16 protein-coding genes are annotated in these 18,759 nt (G+C 64.2%); 6 read left to right on the forward strand and 10 right to left on the reverse strand.

The genetic code is table 11. The features are described 5' to 3' along the window. Window positions 1-17: 17 nt before the first annotated feature. From P0648_RS19180 to P0648_RS19190, 3 genes are read right to left on the reverse strand one after another with little or no spacing between them, the layout of a single operon-like run. Window positions 18-782 carry a sugar phosphate isomerase/epimerase gene (locus P0648_RS19180; protein ID WP_277506076.1) on the reverse strand — a complete coding sequence of 255 codons (765 nt, stop codon included), beginning with the start codon at window positions 780-782 and terminating at the stop codon, window positions 18-20. Between the two features lie 39 nt (window positions 783-821). Beyond that, on the reverse strand, window positions 822-2,804 hold the full coding sequence (locus P0648_RS19185) for a S9 family peptidase (RefSeq protein WP_277506077.1): 1,983 nt from the start codon (window positions 2,802-2,804) through the stop codon (window positions 822-824). Between the two features lie 46 nt (window positions 2,805-2,850). Continuing rightward, window positions 2,851-3,693 (reverse strand): GNAT family N-acetyltransferase, encoded by an 843-nt coding sequence (locus tag P0648_RS19190; protein ID WP_277506078.1) that lies wholly within the window; start codon window positions 3,691-3,693, stop codon window positions 2,851-2,853. A gap of 151 nt (window positions 3,694-3,844) precedes the next feature. Between P0648_RS19190 and P0648_RS19195 the strand changes: the two genes are divergently transcribed. Together P0648_RS19195 and P0648_RS19200 are read left to right on the forward strand one after the other, a co-directional pair. Beyond that, a complete protein-coding gene (locus tag P0648_RS19195) occupies window positions 3,845-5,293 on the forward strand; it encodes a hypothetical protein (RefSeq protein WP_277506079.1) in 1,449 nt (482 codons plus the stop codon). Window positions 5,294-5,418: 125 nt separating this feature from the next. Next, complete coding sequence (locus P0648_RS19200) at window positions 5,419-6,402, forward strand: GNAT family N-acetyltransferase (RefSeq protein WP_277506080.1); 984 nt, start codon at window positions 5,419-5,421, stop codon at window positions 6,400-6,402. A gap of 18 nt (window positions 6,403-6,420) precedes the next feature. Here the strand turns inward: P0648_RS19200 and P0648_RS19205 are convergent, their stop codons facing one another. After that, window positions 6,421-7,650: a DegT/DnrJ/EryC1/StrS aminotransferase family protein gene (locus P0648_RS19205; protein WP_277506081.1), complete on the reverse strand. Its 1,230-nt coding sequence runs from the start codon at window positions 7,648-7,650 to the stop codon at window positions 6,421-6,423. 75 nt (window positions 7,651-7,725) lie between these two features. On the opposite strand from P0648_RS19205, the gene P0648_RS19210 reads away from it, so the two are divergent. Genes P0648_RS19210 through P0648_RS19220 form a run of 3 tightly spaced genes read left to right on the forward strand, consistent with a single transcriptional unit; the run spans window position 7,726 to window position 11,659 of the window. Continuing rightward, the gene (locus P0648_RS19210) at window positions 7,726-9,711 is read left to right on the forward strand and encodes a hypothetical protein (protein ID WP_277506082.1); all 1,986 of its coding nucleotides are present in this window, start codon (window positions 7,726-7,728) and stop codon (window positions 9,709-9,711) included. Window positions 9,712-9,758: 47 nt separating this feature from the next. Beyond that, the gene (locus P0648_RS19215) at window positions 9,759-10,649 is read left to right on the forward strand and encodes a sugar phosphate isomerase/epimerase (RefSeq protein WP_277506083.1); all 891 of its coding nucleotides are present in this window, start codon (window positions 9,759-9,761) and stop codon (window positions 10,647-10,649) included. 32 nt (window positions 10,650-10,681) lie between these two features. After that, a complete protein-coding gene (locus tag P0648_RS19220) occupies window positions 10,682-11,659 on the forward strand; it encodes a Gfo/Idh/MocA family protein (protein ID WP_277506085.1) in 978 nt (325 codons plus the stop codon). 16 nt (window positions 11,660-11,675) lie between these two features. Here P0648_RS19220 and P0648_RS19225 read toward each other — a convergent pair whose 3' ends face one another. Next, window positions 11,676-12,731 carry a Gfo/Idh/MocA family protein gene (locus P0648_RS19225; RefSeq protein ID WP_277506086.1) on the reverse strand — a complete coding sequence of 352 codons (1,056 nt, stop codon included), beginning with the start codon at window positions 12,729-12,731 and terminating at the stop codon, window positions 11,676-11,678. A gap of 4 nt (window positions 12,732-12,735) precedes the next feature. After that, complete coding sequence (locus P0648_RS19230; RefSeq protein WP_276248802.1) at window positions 12,736-13,713, reverse strand: LLM class flavin-dependent oxidoreductase; 978 nt, start codon at window positions 13,711-13,713, stop codon at window positions 12,736-12,738. A 291-nt stretch (window positions 13,714-14,004) separates the two neighbouring features. Here P0648_RS19230 and P0648_RS19235 point away from each other — a divergent pair, with 291 nt between their 5' ends. Further along, window positions 14,005-14,769, forward strand: a complete 765-nt coding sequence (locus P0648_RS19235; protein ID WP_276248803.1) for an IclR family transcriptional regulator — start codon at window positions 14,005-14,007, stop codon at window positions 14,767-14,769. A 22-nt stretch (window positions 14,770-14,791) separates the two neighbouring features. On the opposite strand, the gene P0648_RS19240 is transcribed toward P0648_RS19235, so the two are convergent. From P0648_RS19240 to P0648_RS19255, 4 genes are all read right to left on the reverse strand, one after another. Beyond that, window positions 14,792-15,754 (reverse strand): aldo/keto reductase, encoded by a 963-nt coding sequence (locus P0648_RS19240; RefSeq protein ID WP_277506088.1) that lies wholly within the window; start codon window positions 15,752-15,754, stop codon window positions 14,792-14,794. A gap of 65 nt (window positions 15,755-15,819) precedes the next feature. Then, window positions 15,820-16,806: a Gfo/Idh/MocA family protein gene (locus P0648_RS19245; RefSeq protein WP_276248805.1), complete on the reverse strand. Its 987-nt coding sequence runs from the start codon at window positions 16,804-16,806 to the stop codon at window positions 15,820-15,822. After that, entirely contained in the window at window positions 16,803-17,780 is a 978-nt protein-coding gene (locus P0648_RS19250) for a Gfo/Idh/MocA family protein (protein ID WP_277506089.1), read from the reverse strand. Before P0648_RS19250 ends, P0648_RS19245 begins: the two co-directional genes overlap by 4 nt. Before the next feature lie 62 nt (window positions 17,781-17,842). Further along, window positions 17,843-18,733 carry a Gfo/Idh/MocA family oxidoreductase gene (locus P0648_RS19255; protein WP_276248807.1) on the reverse strand — a complete coding sequence of 297 codons (891 nt, stop codon included), beginning with the start codon at window positions 18,731-18,733 and terminating at the stop codon, window positions 17,843-17,845. Between the last annotated feature and the right edge of the window lie 26 nt (window positions 18,734-18,759).

Here is an 18,759-nt window from a genome sequence, read left to right on the forward strand (position 1 = left end):
TCGTTGTACGAAAATCGTCAGCAGGTGGCAGTTTCGAGAAAGTCGAGATCGGCTTCGATAGCCGCGTCGTATTCACAATCCCCGCGCACGAACTCCACGTTGACGTAGCCCTCGAATCCCGCCCGTTCGAACGGTTCGAGAACCGCCTCGACGTCGAAAAATGACTCGGAGAGCGCACAGCGGTCGCGGGTCCCGCGCTCGCCAACGGCCTGCATGTGGACGTTGTTCGAGAGCGGTGCCAGAGCCTCGGCCTCGGCGCGCAAATCGTCTGGGTGCATCGAGAACAGCGGCTGCCAGTTCAATCCGCAGTTCGGGTCGTCCACAGCCGTAATGAGTCGTTCTGCGCCTTCACGGGTGTTCGAGAGCGTTCCCTCGTGCTTCTCGACGGTGACGCCGAAGCCGCGTTTCGTCGCTCGTCGGGTCAGCGTTTCGAGGTCGGCTACCGCCTGCTCGAAGTGGGCTTCGCTGTGGTCGCCGTACTCCTGTTCGCCCGGCCAGACGCGGATGAGCGACGCGCCGAGTCGCTCGGCCACTGCCAGTTCGTGGGACAATTTTTCCGCGAACGAGACGGTTCCGGGCCGAAGATACGACCCGTACACTGGGATTTCGAGCCCTCGTTTTTCGGCCGCTTCGGCGATTTCGCGGCAGGTGGCGGCGGTTCCGTCGCCGACGTGGTCACGGCCCCAGATTTCGACGCCGTCGTAGCCCGCATCGGCCGCGCTCGCGAGCACGTCGAAAACCGACCGTTCCTGATTCGAGATGGTACACAGTCCGAATCGCATGGGTGTACCTCCCGCGCATGGGGTAAAACAGTTGCCTAGTTAGCCGAAGTGGTCTGTCGAAATGTTCGTAACCGTCACCTCGCGCTCGGAGAGTGCCGGGAGCAACTGCGGAATGTCCAGTTCTCCCACAACGCCGAACTGGAGCAGGTCGTGGTCGATTGGAACCTCTCGGTTCGTGGCCCGTTCGTAGTAGGTGGGGACGTCCTCGACGAGGACAGTGCCGAATCGCTGGTCTGCGACGGCGGCGTACAGCGCGTGGAAGGTGCCAGTTCCGACCCCGACGACACCGAGGTCGTCGGTTCCGAACCGGTTTGCGAGGTAATCGCCCGCTTGCAGCACGTCGAAGACGCGGAGCGCCACGAGCGACGTGCCACACATGAGCGCGTCGGACGTGAGTTTGTACGCCGTTCCGTGGGTGTCGTAGTACTCTCCACCGTTTGCGAGCGGTGTGTTTACGTCACGAGCGCGGACGCCGCCCTCCCCTCTGACGTCGAAGACGAACACCGCCCCGCGCTCTGTGGCGAGCGTGCGGACCGCCTGCTCGTACTCGGGGAGGTCGTCGGTTCCGCGATTCAACAGGACGACGGTTGGCACGCTCTCTGCGGAGGAAACCCGCTCGTCGCGAACCAGCACGCCGGTCGTCACGATGTCGGATTCGCTCCTGAAGAACACTTTCTCCCAGACGAGGTCGCCGTCGTCTTCCATCTCGATGACTCGGGGGAAGCGCGGTGGTGCGATCCGGTCTAAGTCGAATCGCTCTCTCACGAGTTTGCGCATCGGCGTTCCGTCTGCGTCGGCCACCGCTCGCGGTTCAGTTGGATTACTCCCGTCGAGGTATTCTCGCGTGAGGTCCACGACGTGTCGCTCCGCTGGAAACGCGGCGTTCACCTCGCCCGATTCGAGGCAGGTGAGCGCGGATTCAGTTTCGGTTTCCGGGTCGCCAGCCTCGAAATCCGGCGCAATCCCCTGCAGGTGCGACTGGAACCAGTTGATGACCGCCTCCCGGAGCACTGGGTCGAGGCCGTGAGTCGTCGGCGAGACGACGAGATCGATAGCGGCGGGCGCAGCGTACAGTTCGTAGGCGCGTTTCGCCCGTTCGTAGGTCTGGTGGGCACCCTCGATACAGAGGAAGTCTGATTGCGACGCACCGATGCACACTGGTTTCGGCGCGAATCCGGTGAGGAAGTCGTCGTAGCGCGGCCCGCGTTCGATTGCTCGCCAGATGATTTGCTCGCCATCCTGGGCCTGACCAGTCTTCATGTAGGCTTCTTTCGAGGTGACGAAACAGCAGGGAGCGGCCGCAGCGAGGCGGTCGTCTGCGAGCATGAGGTAACCCGTCTGCATCCCGCCGCCCGAGTTGCCCGTCGCGCCGATGCGGTCCGGGTCGACTTCGGGCCGCTCGCGCAAGTAGTCCATCGCTCGCATCGCGTCCCAGACGAAGTAGCGCGCGAGGTTCGTCCCCGCGAGCATACACTGGTGGCCGAGGTAGGAGTGTTCGATGACGTTCCGGCGCGGAATCTCGCCGGTCTCCGGGTCGAAAAACTGGTGGCGTTCGCCCTGCCCGATTGGGTCCACGGCGAGTACCGCGAACCCATTTTGAACGAGTTCGATACACGCCTTCTGGTAGACTGCGGCCGCCTTGCCGGCGTCCGAGTGACCACAGAAAAACAGGACACCGGGGACCGGTTCGTCGGCGTCGTCCGGGAGGTACAGGTTCGCCGTGACGTGGACGTCCGGGAGACTCTCGAACACGACCAGTTCGACGCGATAACCGTCACGGTCCAGCGTGTCGGTTATCGTCGGATTTAGTGGCGTGCGTTCGGTCGGCAGGCCGCCGAGTGCGTCGAAGAAGTTGGCACGTGCCGTCTCCCCGTGCCGCCGCGCTGCCCGTCGCGAATCGACCGCGTCTCGTTCGCGGTTCGCTCGCTCGAAGTGCGTCGCGGCCAGTCGCCGCAGGTATCGCGGAAGCTGGTCTTCGACGTCGTAGAACCCATCGACGTTCTGCAGAAAGGTTCGGTTCATCTGCGTGCACCGACGGGGAGCGGGGCAGTAAACCTTTGTGTGACCGCTAGCCCCAGGCGAAGCCGACGGCTGCGCGAACCGACGGCGCGGCCAACAGCGGGTCGGCCGACTCGTGTGTCATCCGGACGAGACTCCGTTTCCGGCGAAGGCCGTGTTCACGAAATCGGTCCACAGTATCGTCGGTCGGCAGCGCGTCTACGATGACGCGGGGGTCTGTGAGCATGTCTTCGATTCGGTTAAGGAGCGCCGACAGTTCGGGGCCGCTGTGGGCGACGATGGGGCCGACCTGTGGGCGTTCGAGTCCCGGCCGAACCACCGCGTACGCACGGAGGTCCTCACCATCGCGGACGCCGATGGCCGTAGTTCCCACCTCGGAGAGCAGGCGGGTCAACAGCGCAGAGCGGTCCACGCCGAGGGTTTCGCGGTCGAGTTTGCAGAGCGCTTCGACGTACTGTGGTTGGACGACTGCGGCGTCGAGCGACGTCGAAACCGGAGCGAGCAGCCCCGTCCAGCGTTCGATTGGGGTCTCGCCGCGAAATCCGAACTCGCGATAAAGTGGCGCTCCGTACTCGGTGGCGTCGAGGCCGATAGCCACGTCTTCCCGGTCGGTGGCGTAGGTTAATCCCCGTTCGAACAGGGCCGTCCCGTAGCCCTGCCGGCGGTGAGCTTCGTCCACGAGCACCATGCCGACCCAGCGCACCGCGTCGTCGTACGTGGCCACGCACGTCGTCGCCACGAGTTCGTCGTCCACCCACCCGCCGAAACAGCCGTCTGGGTCGAACGAGAGAACGCGGTTCCAGTCGGCCGCGGTTTGATTCCACCCCGCCTGCGTCGAGAGGCGGAGGGCCTGGTCTACGTCACTCGGAGAGAGCGGGGCGATATCTATCACACCTTACCAAACGGCTGTACCTAACTAAGTGTGTCGCCCGGTCACACACGGGGGCGTGGTCGGGTGGTCGCTGCGACGTGCTGTGGACGCGAGTGCCTCCAGAACCTCCAGGATGAGGGACATTTATACCGGCGCGAGGTGAGGTGCATGTATGGGAGTCTCCATCACGGATACGAACCTGTATGTCCTGAACATGACGCGACGGATGACGTTTCACTTTGGGAACGTCCACGTCGCGGAGGGGCCACAGATACTGCTCGAACTCACCGCCGACGTAGACGGTGTGCGCGAAACCGGCCTGAGCATGGGTGCCCTCGCGCCGATGTGGTTCCACAAGAATCCCGACATGGGTATGGAAGAAGGCGTCGCTGACATGGTAACCGTCTTCGAGGCCGCCTGTGACCGTGCGGAATCTGCGGACGCAGAACCGACAGTCTTCGACGCGTGGTGGTCGCTCTACGACGCCGTCGGTGACTGGGCGGCGGACACCCCTCACCCGCCATTGCTCTGGAGTTACGGAGTGAGCCTGGTCGAACAGGCACTCATCGACGCGTTCTGTCAAGCCACCGACACCGCCTTTCCCGATGCCGTTCACGAGAACACACTCGGCATCGACCTCGGGCGAATCTACGACGACCTCGACGGGGTGGAACCAACCGACCTCTTGCCCGACTCACCCACCCGGTCGATTGCCGTCCGCCACACCGTCGGTTTGAGCGACCCGCTTGTCCCCGCCGACGTCGAACCAGCCGACCGCCTCGACGATGGCCTTCCACAGACCCTCTCCGAGTACGTCGAACAACAGGGCGTCGCCCACTTCAAGATTAAACTCGCCGCGGACGAGGGCGATGCAGACCGCCTTCGACGGATTCACACGCTTCTCTCCGACAGCTCGCTCTCACACTACGCCTTCACGCTCGACGCGAACGAACAGTACGGAAGTGTGGGTGAATTTCGCGAGCAGTGGGAGACGATGCAAGCAGATGCAGACCTCGATTCGTTCCTCGACAACTTGCTCTACGTCGAACAACCACTCTCGCGCGACGAGGCCTTTAGCGACGAGACGCGACGGGTGTTCGCCGAGTGGGCAGACCACCCGCCGGTCATCATCGACGAATCCGACGACCACGTCACCAGTCTCGCGACGGCGCTCGACTGTGGCTACGCGGGCACGAGTCACAAAAACTGCAAGGGCGTGTTCAAGGGCATCGCGAATCGCTGTCTCATCGAACACCGGCGACGCACCGACGGCAACCGCGAGTATCTGATGAGCGGCGAGGACCTCACGACGCTCGGTCCCGTCGAACTACAGGAGGACCTCGCCGTGATGGCGACGCTCGGGATGGACCACGTAGAGCGCAATGGACACCATTATTACCGAGGGTTGAGCATGCTTCCAACGGAGGTTCAGGACAACGTCCTCGATGCACACGACGACCTCTATCGCCGCCACGAAGACGGCTTCCCGACCCTCGACATCCGCGATGGTCGCATCCGCATCGACTCGGTACTCGCCGCACCCTTCGGCCACGACGTTGACCTCTCCGCGACTCGCTTCACGCCGATCGAAAACTGGCGCGTCGAGTCAATCTACCAGTAGCCTCGCACCGACTTCGCGAAAATTCGCTTCGGTCCTCCACTGAAAACCCGCTTCGGCCCTCACTCAACACCCCTTCGCCCTCCACCGGGGTAACGCTCTTTACACCGCGCGCTGTGGCTTTTCGAATGGAGATTACGCGACTCACCACCAGACGGACGATTCTCGACTGTATCGACCGCTGGAACGCGATTCACCCATCCGTCCCGTTCGCCCGCAGACTCGCCGCACAGCGAATTTTCATGCCCGCGCCCGGCGTCTCCGCGACCGTCTGGGGCGTTGTTCCCGAATCCGGCGACGCCCCGGTTGGTTTTGCCATCACGAAACATCTCTCACGGCCCGTCCCCGGGTACGAAGACGCGACGACGGGGTGGCTCAGTCTGTTCACGCTCGACCCCGTCGCCTGCGACGTGGCTGACGACGGCGCTGACCTGCTCGAAACCGCGCTCTCCCACCTGCGTGACCGGGGCGTCACCACCGTCATCCTCGGGAGCGACATCCGCAAGTTCATGCCTGCGTTGCCGCGACCTGTCCACGACCACTACACGGACCTGCTCGAAGCCGTCGACTTCGAGGCCGGCGGGACAGTCGCCGACCTCTACTGCGACCTGCGCGCACCAGGGACAGACGAGCGACTCAGCGAGCACCGCTCGCTGTCCGCGAGCGTCGACGTCGGACCTGTCGAGCCGGCGACGGAGCCGGCCCTCCACGACTTTATGGCACGCGAGTTCCCCGGTCGCTGGCAGTTTCAGGTCGAGGCAAACTGCACTCACCCCGGAGGCGTGGACGACTACTGGGTCGTGAGAGACGAGGGCGAAGTCGTGGCGTTCGCACGCACCGGCACGGCAGACTCGCCGGTCCTCTCTGCGTGCCTCAACTGGGTCGAAAAGTGGGGCCCACGGACCTGCGGGCTGGGGCCAATCGGTGTCGCTGAATCGCGTCGGCGCGAGGGCCACGGACTCCTCCTCATCGCGAACGTGATGGCGGCCTTCCGCGAGCGGGGCTACCAGCACATGGTCATCGACGGGGTGGCCGACGGATTGCGGGGATACTACGCCCAACTCGGCTTCGAACCGGCCATCGAGTTCGTCTCCTATCGAGCGACGCTTTGAGTCGGTTCGACTCGGGACTTACAGCAGCTCGTCGACGTTGCGCTGAATCTTTCGGATGGCGTCGCCGATGGCCCGAATCCCCTCCGGTTCCGCCAGCAATATCACGTGCGAGAAGGTGATGTTCGTGGCGACGACTTCCTCGACGCCCGGCAGATGGAGACTGCGATACGCGGGCACGTCGGCGTCGTCCGGCACGAGCGCATTCACCTTCTCCCGCGAGAACGTCGGCTGCTTGTACATCGGGTAGGTGTAGCCAGTGCCCCCCGGAACGCCCTCGGCGTTGAGTGCTTCGAGGAAATCGTCGCGCGAGAGGCCGCCGAAGGCAGCCGGGTCGTACTTGAGGTCGAACAGACAGTAGCCCCGTGCGGTGATGCGGTCGTCGTCGGGTTTCGCCGAGACGCCGTCTATGGTCTCGAGTTCCTCGCGGAGGATGCGCTCGTTCTCCCTGCGCGTTTCGTTCTGCGCTTCGAGCTGTTCGAGTTGCGAGCAGAGCAACGCCCCCTGGAATTCGGTCATGCGACAGTTGCCCGCAAGTTCGTAGTGGCGGTACGCCTTCCCGCTCACGCGGCCGATGTTGTGAATCAGGTGGCCGCGCTCTGCGAGCAGTTCGTCGTCGGTGATGACGACGCCGCCCTCGCCGGCGGAGAGGGATTTCGTCTCCTGGAACGAAAACGTCCCGACGTCGCCGAAGGTTCCGATTTTCTTGCCGCGCCACTCGGTGCCCTGGGCGTGGGCCGCGTCCTCGACGAGAAACAGGTCGTGTTCGTCGAGGACGGGAAGTAGTTCGTCGAAATTCATCGGGTAGCCAGCGATGTGGACGCCGACCATGCCGACGGTCTTGTCCGTGATTTGCTCTTCGACCGACGCCGGGTCCACGTTGTACGTCTCCGGGTCCACGTCCACGAACTTCGGCACCGCGCCGAGGGCGGTGATTGCGCTCCCCGTCGCGATGAAGGTGTACGGAGGCAACAGCACCTCGTCGCCGGGCCGGACGTCGCACATCCGGAGGGCGACCTGAATCGCGACAGTCCCGTTCGCCACCGCGATGGCGTGTTCTGCCTCGTGGTACTCGGCCCACTCGTCTTCGAATCGTTCGACCCACTGGGCGTTGCCGTTGTTGCGACACCACTCGCCCGATTCGAGCGCGTCGAGTACGTTCTCTCTGTCCTGTTCACGGGTCTGGGGCCACGTCGGAATTTCGAGGGCGTCGGCTGCCTTCGGTCCACCGTGCAATGCTAACTCGCTCATCGCCTCACCTGTTTCTTCTCCAAGTATTAAGCGTTTGTCCGGTGGTAACACCTCTCGCCTGTCGGGGGCAGAACTATGTCCCTCCGAATCGGTTGTCTCTCGTGTCCGATGGCCCCTTCGCCACATTCGGTCGACCCCGAGCCACTCCGCAAGCGACTGCTCCGCTTCTACGCCCACGAATCCGGAGACCACACGATTTCTGACGTGCCCGACCACTCGGCGGCGTATCTCGAACTGCCGAAGTTCGAACTGGCCCGCCGGGGTCACGACCCGCCGCCAGTCGACGAGTCGAACATCAAGGCGACTCTCTCGGTGGTGGAGCGACGCGCCGACTGCGCCGATTTCGGCCTGAACGCGCTTCTCAGATTCCTTTACCGGTACGCCGACTCACCGCGTCTCTCGCCCGCACTTCGCACCGCCATTCAGGAGGCGGTTTGCGGGTTCGTCTACTGGTTCGACGACGCGGCGACGGAGATGTGGTTCAGCACGGAGAACCACCAGATTCTGTTTCACACGGCGGAACTGCTCGCTGGCCAGTTGTTTCCAGACACGACCTTCGCGGTGACGGGAAAGCCGGGGTCGTGGCATCGTGAACGGGCACGAACCGCCATCGACCGCTGGCTGGAATGGCGGGCCCGATTCGGGTTCAGCGAGTGGCTCTCGAACGCCTACTACGACGAGGACCTCGTCGCGCTCGCGAACCTCGCTGTCTTCGCGGCCGACTCCGCCCTCCGCGAACGGAGTCGAACGCTCATCGACCTCACCCTGTTCGACGTGGCGTGCAATTCCCATCGCGGCGTTTTCGGGAGCACGCATGGGCGAACCTACGCCCGGTACGTCCTCGACCCCCTGCGCGAACCGACGAGTGCGCTTCAGTACCTCTGTTGGGGTGCGGGCACGGTCGAGCAATCGCTGAGCCTCGCAGCGGTTGCCCTCGCTTCTGACGACTATCGCGTCCCGCCGGTCGTCCAGGAAGCGGCACTCACACCGAGGGTCGAAACGCGCGAACGCCACAGCCTCGACGTAGAGGACGCCACAGCCTACGGCCTCGACCCGGATTCGCGCGAGGACCAACTATTCTTCTGGGGCGCACTCGCGATGGGCCACCGGGACGTCGTGGACGCGGCGCTCGCCCGCGTCTCACCCACATACGAGAAGCGCCTGCCGGAAATTTCCGGGGCTGCGGCGTACCACGAGACCTTCGCGAATCATCCAGACTACGACCCCGACCCGAACAACACGGCCATGACGCAAGCCGACGTGTACACCTCTCGTCGCCCCGAGTACATGCTGAGTTGCGCCCAGGACTTCCGCAAGGGGAAGTTCGGCTTCCAGCAGCACGTCTGGCAGGCGACGCTCGCGGGTCGGGCACCTGTGTTCGCGAACCACCCGAAAGGGCCGCTCGAATCGGTCGGCCCCGACGGCTACTGGTGCGGAAACGGCCTGCACCCGCGTGCAGCAGCATACGAAAACGTCCTCTGCTGCCTATTTCGCGTCGGCACGCCTCCCCACCCGGTGCCCGACATTCCGGGCTTCGACGCATCCTTCGCGGAGACGTCGTACACCCACGCGTTCGTCCCGCGATACGCCTTCGACGAGTTCGTGTCGGGCGACGACTGGCAGTTCGGCCGCGCTGACGACGGATACGTCGCCATCGCCGCGACCACGCCGACTCGCTGGCGCGACCCGGACCCGGCGGTCACCGACCTGCTTCCCATCGATGCCGGGGCGACCAACGAGCCCTACGAACTCGTCGCCGACGGGACCGAAACGGCGTGGCTGTGCGAACTCGGGTCGGCCACCGAACACGGTTCGTTCGACGAATTCGTCGAAGCAATCACTGGGAGTTCGGTGGCGGGGTCGGGCACGAACGTAACCTACGAGTCCCCGACCGTCGGAACGGTCGAATTCTCGTGGGACGGCCCGCTCACGGTCGACGGCAGGGAAATCGAACTGGCGGACTACCCACGCATCGACAATCGATTTTGCACCACGGAGTTCGGCGAGACCCGCGACGAATTACGGGGCGAGACGACGACCACGCTCGATTTCGGGGAGTAGCGCGGCCGTCGAGAGGGTTCTCGACGCCTCCCGAAGATACAAGACGATTGCCACGAGACGTACACGGGATGCAGACAGCCATCCTCACGAAGGTGTTTAGCGACCAGTCCCTGCAGGACGCCTGCCGACTCGCCGCGGACATCGGCTACGACGGCGTCGAACTGACGGGGTCTGCGAACCACCTCGGCCCGGAAACCACGCTCGACGAGGCTCGCGACCTGCGCGAACACCTGGACGACCTCGGCCTCACCGTCCCGTGTATCGCCACCTACACGGGCGGCTACGTCGGGAAGTCGGACGCGGAACGGCAGGCAGAACTCGACGAACTCGAACATTATTGCGAACTGGCCGACGTGCTCGACGTGAGTCTCATCCGCCACGGGCCTGGCGGGCCGGGGTCGTACAAGGCCACTGACGCCGACTACGAGACGGCCGCCGAGTGGTATCAGAAGGCTGCGGACGTGGCTGCCGACCACGGCAAAGCACTCGGTATCGAGATTCACAGCAATACGCTGGTCGAATCGAGCGAGGACGCGCTTCGCTTCCTCGACATGGTCGACTGCGACAATGTGGGTGCCATCCACGACGCCGGGAACATGTACATCTCACACGTCCCGAGCGGGGCAGAATCCGTCCAGAAACTCGGCGACCGTCTCTGTCACGTCCACGTCAAAGACGAACGCGCCGTCCCGGACGGCGACGGGAAGGGCAGATTCGAAATCGACACGCGAAAGGGGATGGGTTGGTACGAACCGACCCTGCTCGGCGAGGGTGACACAGACCACGACGCGGTCGTCGAAACGCTCGCCGAGATGGGTTACGACGGCTACCTCACCAACGAGTGCCACATCCCGCCCTCCGCGTCGCTCACGGACGAGGAAATCGCGCGCGAAGAGTACGAACGCCTCACCGCGCTCATCGAAGCTGCCGGCACATAATCGTTATACCCTCCGCTCCTGTTTTGTCGTGTATGCCGCCACGCATCGGAGTCGTTGGACTCGGAACGATGGGGTCGAATCACGCTAGCCGCCTCACTAACGCCGGAGCGATGGTCGTGGGCACGGACATCAACGCCGACGCTCGCGCCGCCTTCGCAGACCGGTTCGAGACGCAAGTGTACGCCGACCACGAAGCAATGTACGAAGACGGCCTCGACGGCGTCGTCGTCACCGTCCCGAACGCCTTCCACGAGGAGTTTACCGTTTCAGCCCTCACCCGTGACATCCCCGTGCTCGTCGAAAAACCGCTCGCGCACACGCTCGAAAGCGCAGAGCGAATTGCCGACGCTGCCCGAGACAGCGACGCCTTTTGCACGGTGGGGCTGGTCATGCGCTACTACGACGCCGTCACCGAGTTGCTCGACCGAGCAGCACGCGGCGAGTTCGGGACGGTACACCACGTCGAAGCGAACTACCTTCGGCGCCAGGGTGCGCCAAAACGCGGCTGGTTCACCGACCCCGACCTTGCCGGCGGCGGTGCGCTGCTCGACGTGGGCATTCACGTCCTCGACCTCGCGATGGCCGTCCTCGACTTTCCGGCGGTCACCGAGACGTTCGGCTGTGTCCGCACCGAGCGCGACCCACTGCCCGTAGAGGATAGCGCGAGCGGCCTCGTCCGGTTCGAAAGCGGACAGAGCCTCGCGCTCGAAGTCTCCTGGGCGGCCCACTGCGAATCTGCCCAGTCGCTCGTCGTCCGCGGCGACGAGGGCGGCGCACACCTCGATATCGCCACTCAGACGCTTCGCGTCTTCCCCGGCGACGGGGCTGCGGCGGAGACAGTTTCAACTGAGACCTCAGACTGGCTGGCTCCCGAGGACGAGGCATTTCTCGCTGCCGTCGAACGAAATGTCCCGCCTGCCCACGGCACGCTCGAAGAAGCCCTCTCGGTCCAGCGAGTGGTCGAAGCGTTGTACCGAACCGGCGAACGAAAAACAGTCGTCCAGTCCTGAACCGTCGTAACTCCGCCTACTCCCTCTCGACGGCTACCCACTCGCCGGTCCGGTCTGATTCGTAGGCGGCGTCGAGGACGCGCAGGACGCGCATCGCGTCGGTCACGTCAGCCGGGTTGGACGCGCGGCCGTCGCAGGCGGCGAGGAACTGGTCCATGAACGCGAGGCCCCACTCGCCGCCGTAGCCGGAGACGGGTCGGTAGTCGTGGACGAGTTGTTCCTCATGGTGGCGGCCCGTTTCGTCGGTCTTCGACAGGTGGAGTTCGGTTTCTCCATCGAAACCAAAGGTCGGACCCATTGGGTCCCACGAGGCGCTTCCTTGTTCTCCGTAGAGTTTCACTTCCGTGTCGTAGCGTCCCTCGCCGAGGTAGTAGCCACAGGTGTGCGAACCGAGGATGCCCGAGGCGGTTTCGAACTGGAGAACGGCTCCGTCTTCGACGTCCACGGCGGGCGTGTCGGCCCGCATTCGGGCGTTGACGCGGACGATGGGGTCGTCGAGAATCCAGGGCACGAGGTCAATCCAGTGGACGCCGAGCCACTGGACGATGCCGCCCCTGCTCGCCGCCCGGTCGAAGAGGTAGTGGTCCGTGTTTCGGGTGGCTAACTGCGAGGCGACGAACCGAACGTCGAACGACTTCACGTCTCCGAAGTGCCCTCGCGCCACGAGGTCGGCCAGCCGTTTCGAGAAGGGGTGGCCTCGCCAGGCGTAGGAGAAACCGACCGTCGCGTCGCTCGCGGCGACAGCCTCGGCAACCGGTTCGAACTCGCTCGCAGAGCGGGCCGCTGGTTTTTCGGTGAACACGTCCACGCCGCGTTCGACCGCCGCTTCGATGGCGGCGGGGGTCTCGCGATTCGAGAGGGTCACCCAGAGCAGGTCCACGTCCGCCCCGTCGAGCAGTGACGGGACATCGCGGTAGTAGGGAACCTCCGTGAGTGAATCTGCCTCCACGTCCTCGGGGTGGGTGTCCGGGTCTGCCACGGCAGTCACCTCGGCGTCCAAGTGTTGGATGCTCTCGATGTAGGGCGCGCGGTGGTGGTGGTCGAGGCCGACGTAACCGATGCGTTTGGTCATGTGGTCACCTGAACGCCGGGATGACTTCGTCGCCGAACCGTTCGAGGCAGGCGAGAGTCGTATCCTGTGGCTGGCCGGGGAACTGACACCGGATGAGGACGTGGTCCACCCCGAGGTCCTCGTATTCGCGCAGTTGCTCGATACACGCTTCCGGCGACCCGATGACGAACTTCTCGTTCAGTTCGTCGTAATCGACCGACACCTCGTGTTCGTCCATGTACGTCTGCCCCCAGCGGGCGTACAGTTCGTAGAGATTGAGCAGGTACGGTTCGATGGTCTCGCGAGCGTCTTCGACCGAATCGGCGACGAAACAATCGCGCATCAGGATGACGTCGTTGTCCTCGCGGGACATGCCGAATTCTTCCAGCGAGTCCTCGTAGACGCCAATCTGGTGTCGCAGGTCCTCGGTAGTCGAGGAGGCGCTTGCAATCCAGGCGTCGCCCCGGTAGGCCGCTCGCTTGATGGCGATGTCGGCGTGGCCACCAATCCAGATTGGCAGGTCGTCGGGTCGCGGGTTGATGAACACGTCGTCGAACGACCAGTAGTCGCCGTCGTGGGTGATCGAATCCTCGGTCCAGAGCCGTCGCAGCACGGACAGCGATTCGAGGAACATCCCCACGCGCTCGTCCATCTCCACGTCGAAGGGGGCGAGTTCGCGCTCGCGGTAGCCAAGCGCCGCTCCGAAGTTCATCCGGCCGCCGGAGAACTCGTCTATCATCGCCACCTGCTCTGCGAGGTGAAGCGGGTTGTAGAGGGCGGGCAGCATCGCCGCGGTTCCGAGTTCGAGCGACTCGGTTCGGGCGGCGAGGGCGGCGAGGGCCGTAATCGGTTCGACGAACCCCTCCTCGTGAACGTGGCGTTCGCCGACGGTGGCAGAGTCGAAGCCGACCGCTTCCATCAGGTCGGCCTGCTCGAACAGGTCCGCTTCGGTGAACTCACCGGCTTCCGTGTAGTACTGATTGAGGAAGACGCCGAACTTCATCGGGCGACCACCGTGGTCCACCGGTCTCCCGTGGCGCGTCGGCCGGTTCGTGCTAGACACTGTCTCGTGAGATGAGCCATGGGAATCGTTGGATAACTGGTTAATTATAGTTTGTGCCTCCGGCCATCGAAACCACCACGCACCGGCCTCGTTTCTCCGTCCAAAACGGCCGGCGACGCCGCGCGGTTCGCGCTCTGCCAGCATTTCTCAACTCCACGAGGGTGGTCGTTCGAATCAAGGTGTTTGTTAATCCCAAACATTTATGCTCGAATCGTGAGATGCTAGCAAACAATGATGACGAACGAAGCGCGCAATCCGGTGAAGGGGGTCCAGACGTCCCTCGATATCATCGACGCGCTCCAGGAACACGACCGGGTGGGTGTGACGGCGTTGGCGAACGAACTTGGCATCTCGAAGGGGACGGTTCACTGTCACCTGGCGACGCTCAGACAAAACGGCTACGTCGTGAAAGACGCAGGCAAGTACCGCCTCGGCCTGCGTTTTATCGACGTCGCCCACCGCGTGAGAGACCGCCACGCCCTCTACGACCTCGTCACCGACGAGGTGGACGAACTGGCCAAAAAAAGCGGCGAACTGGCGCTGTTCACCGTCGAAGAACAGCACAAGGGTATCTGTCTCTACAAGGCGAGCGGCGAGCAGGCCGTGCGCACGCAACTCTACGTCGGTTATCGCAACAATCTCTATCACACCGCCGTGGGCAAGGCAATTCTCGCGTACAAACCCCAGTCCGAACTGAACGCCATCCTCGAAGCGACCGACTTCGAGTCGCTCACCAACGAGACGATAACCGACGAACAGGCACTGCGCGACGAACTCGAACAGGTCCGAGAGACCGGGTTCGCCTACAACCGCGAGGAGACGATTCCGGGTCTCGTCGGCGTCGGCGCGCCCATCCGCAATCAGGACGGTGGCGTCTACGGGGCCATCAGCGTCATCGGCCCGACGAGTCGAATGTCGGACGACCGACTCGAGGAAATCTCGGAGCTAATCTACCACACCGTCAACGTCATCGAAATCAACGCGACCTCGCTCTGAATCTCTGTTTCCCGCTTTTTTGCTACGCCGACTCCCCCTCGTAGGCGTCCGTGAGGCGAGTGCGTTCCTCTCCCGAGAGTTCGAACGCCGTGGCTCCGACGTTCTCGTCGAGTTGCGACACGCTTCGCGCCCCGACGATGGGAATGCAGGTGTACGCCTCCTGGTCGATGAGCCAGCGCAGCGCCACCTGTGCGGGCGTCACTTCTTTCGCGTCCGCGATGTCGCGAACCTCGTCGAGCACCCGCCACTGGCGGTCCTCGAAGCGCCCCTCCCAGGATTCTCGCGCCCCGCGTGAGTCGGACGGAGCGTCGCCGTCGCGTTCGTACTTTCCGGTGAGGAAGCCGCCTTCGAGCGGCGAGTACGGACAGACCGCGAGGTCCTGGTCTGCGCACACAGAGAGCACCTCGTCGGGTGATTCTTGATACGCGACGTTGAACTTCGGCTGGACGATATCGAAGCGGTCCCAGCCGTGCACGTCGCTCTGCCAGAGCGCCTTCGTCAACTGCCAGGCAGCGGTGTTGCTCGCCGCGAGGTAGTGGACGCGCCCCTCGTGAACGAGGTCAGAGAGGACCGACAGCGTCTCTGCTATCGGGGTTTCTGGGTCCCACGCGTGGATGTAGTAGATGTCGAGGTAGTCGGTGCCGAGGCGGTCGAGACTGCCCTCGATTTCCGCGCGAATGTTCTTCCGCGAGAGGTTCCGACTCTCACCGCCTTGCATCGCCCAGTACACCTTCGAAGCGAGGACCACGTCTTCGCGGTCCACGTCGTCGAGCCACTCGCCAATCCACTGCTCGCTGCGGCCGCCGCCGTAGGAGTTCGCCGTGTCAATGAAATCGATGCCACGGTCGTAGGCGGCGTCCAGGAGTTCGTGGGCCTCCTCCCGGGAGGTTTCGAGGACGCCGTCGCGTTCGAGGCCGAAGCGCCACGTCCCGAGACAGAGCGGTGCGGTCTTGATACCGGTCGAACCGAGTCTAACTGACTCCATGGGCAGACGACGACCACGCAGTGTATAGTTCTTGGTGCCCGCAAAAACGAGTCGTCGCCGCGACGTCAGTACTCCACGGCGACCGGCTCGCCGCGTTCCGCTGAGCGGTAGGCGGCCGCGACGACCGCCGTGGCCATTGCGCCGTCTGCTCCTGGGATGGCAGGCGGACGGTTCTCGGCGACCGCTGTGGCGAAGTCTTCGAGCAGGCCACGGTTCGGGTCGGTGCCGACGAACTGGGTGCGCCGGCCCGGCTCGTCGCCGTCGTCTGCGGTGTGGGCGAGCGACTGGTCGAAGCAGTCCACCGACAGCACGCCGTCGGCACAGAGTAGTTCGACCGTCGCGTCTCCCCAGGTGTGCCAGTGTTCGGGTCTGCTCCACGATCCGTCGAGCAGGAACTGCGTGCCGTCTTCGAGTTCCATCGAGAGCACGTTCACGTCGTCGACCGGAATCTCGTGGAATCGCGTGTCCACCTCGGCGTACACCTCGGTCACGCGCTGGCCGGTCAGGTGGTAGACGAGGTCCACGATGTGGACGGTGTGGTCCATCACCGCCCCGCCGCCGGCGAGGTCGGGGTCGGCGAACCAGCCACCGGGCATCTGCCCGCGATTCGTCCCCGACACCGCCCGCACCGCGCCGAGGTCGCCGGTGTCGAGTCTGGCCTTCGCCGCCTGCGCCGCGTCGCAAAATCGAAGCGGCATGGCGAGCCCAAGGTGGACCCCCGCCTCCTCGCAGATTCTCACGACGTCGGTGGCCGTCTCGACGTTCGTCGCGAGCGGTTTTTCACAGAGGACGTGCACGCCGGCCTCGGCAGCGGCGCGAATCCACCGGTCGTGCATGGCGTTCGGCGAGCAGACGACGACGCCGTCCACGCGGTCCAGTAGCGTGTCAGTTGGCAGGGATTCGATGCCGTGGTGGGTCGCGAACTCCCGTCCGCGTTCGTCGTCGGTGTCGGCCACGCCGACGAGTTCGACTGTGTCCATCTTAGAGAGCAGGCGTGCGTAACTGTCGGTGTGGACGTGAGCCGCAGAGAGGATGCCGAGCGGCGTCGTCATTTGTCCACCTCCTCGGGCGCGACTGGTCGCCCGCTAGCTGCGGATTCCCTCGCCGCGAGTGCCAGTCTGAGCGCGGTCGTCGCCTCGTCCACTGTCACAGCCGGTCGTTCACCCGATTCGACGCACGCGAGGAAGTGTTCGACCTCCCGGCGGTAGCCGTCAGCCGAAACCGGCCGTTCGACCCGGACTTCGTCGTCGGTGAACTCTCGAACAGGCCGGTGGTCGTCGCTCGAAAGTTCGACGACGCCACCATCTCCGGCGAGTTCGAGTTCGCTCGTGAGTTTCCGAGCTTCTGGTTGTGCCCACGACGCCTCGACGTAGCCAACCGCGCCGTTCTCGAAGCGGAGCGTCGCGAATCCATGCTCGAATTTCTCGCCGGCGGTTCGCCGGGCGAACACGCGCTCGACCGGCCCCCACAACGACCGCAGATAGTCGAGGTCGTGAATCGAGAGGTCGAGGAACAGCCCGCCGCTTCGTTCGCGGTCTGCGTACCAGTCGCCTGATCCCCAGTCGGGAAACGGCGACAGTCGTCGAGCGCGAGCGACGCCGGGCGCACCGATTCCGTCGGTTTCGACCACGTCTTTGGCCCGCTCGTAGCCGGGGTCGAACCGGAGGACGTGGCCGACGAGCAGCGAAATCTCGCTCTCGCTCACGGCGCGTTCGATTGCGGCGGCGTCCGCGAGGGTTCCCGCAATCGGTTTTTCGAGGAGCACGTCGATGCCGTGGTCTGCGGCGCATTCGACGAGTTCGCGGTGGGTGTCGGTTGGGGTGCAGATGGAGAGACAGTCCACCTCGCTCGATTCACAGAGGTCAGCGACGCTCGTGTGGGCGGTTGCTTCGAGGTCGTGGCGTTCGACGAACGGGGTCGGGTCGCTCGTCGCGGCGACGGCGACGACGTTCGCGCCCAGTTCACGGTACTGCTGTAGGTGGGTTCGGGCCATGAAACCCGTCCCCGCGATTCCGACACGGGTCACAGTCCGAGTGTGTGTGCCGGTAGCATAAAACGAGGGGGCGAAAACGGCGTGTGTGACTGCGCTCAGTAGTACGGATTGTAGTCTGCGAGGAACGGCGCGCTGTCCACCGATATCGCGGCCAGCGCCTCGCTTTCAGGCGTAATCGCGTCGCCGGTGTCGATGGTCGCTTCGACGGCGAGTTGCAGCGTCGCCGCGTCGAGCAGTCGGTCGGTGTCGTCGCGTTCGCCGGCCACCACGTCGAGGAACGACTCAATGAACGGGTGATACATCGCCGCGAGCGAATCGCGATTGCTTTCGATGGCTACAGCGTTGGTCGTTTCACCCACATCGAGGACGCTGAACATCCCATCGTCGGGACTGCCGTCGAAGCGGAGCGTCGCGTGGGTGTGATTTTCGAATTCGACATCGACCGTCGTCCCCGGTTCCGCGGCGCGTTTCACCCGCGTCCAGTTTTGCCCCGCGAGGAAGCGAATCGTGTCGGTGAGATGGACGCGATAGTAGAAGTAATCGTTGAACCCGGCGGCGTACAGTGTGCGGCCGCGTCCGCCGCGGGGGAAATCCGCGAATGAGCGGTGAAACGGAACGGCAGAACCGCCGAACAGGGGCGCGTTCTGTGTCGCAGCCGTCAGTCGTGAGAGGTCGTCCACCGTTCCGGCGATGGGCTTGTCCACCATCGTCGGAAGGCCCGCATCGAGGAACGTCGTCGCGAGCGGGACGTGGGACTCCCAATCGACGGTGAGGACCATCGCGGCGTCCACGGACTCGGCGAGGGCGGCCACGTCGTCGTACCGGGTCGCGCGGTTGTCGCGACAGAACGCCTCCACGTACTCGTCGCTCCGGACGGCATTGCCGTCCCACACCCCGCTCACGGTCACGTCCGCCATCTCGTCGAGCACGGAGGCGAACGCCTCCGCGTGACTCGTGTCTAACCCGACGATGCCAATCTCAGTCATCTGCGTACACGTACTCTCTCGCGGCA

The organism is Haladaptatus sp. DYSN1 (assembly GCF_029489995.1).
GTDB lineage: Archaea > Halobacteriota > Halobacteria > Halobacteriales > Halococcaceae > QDMS2.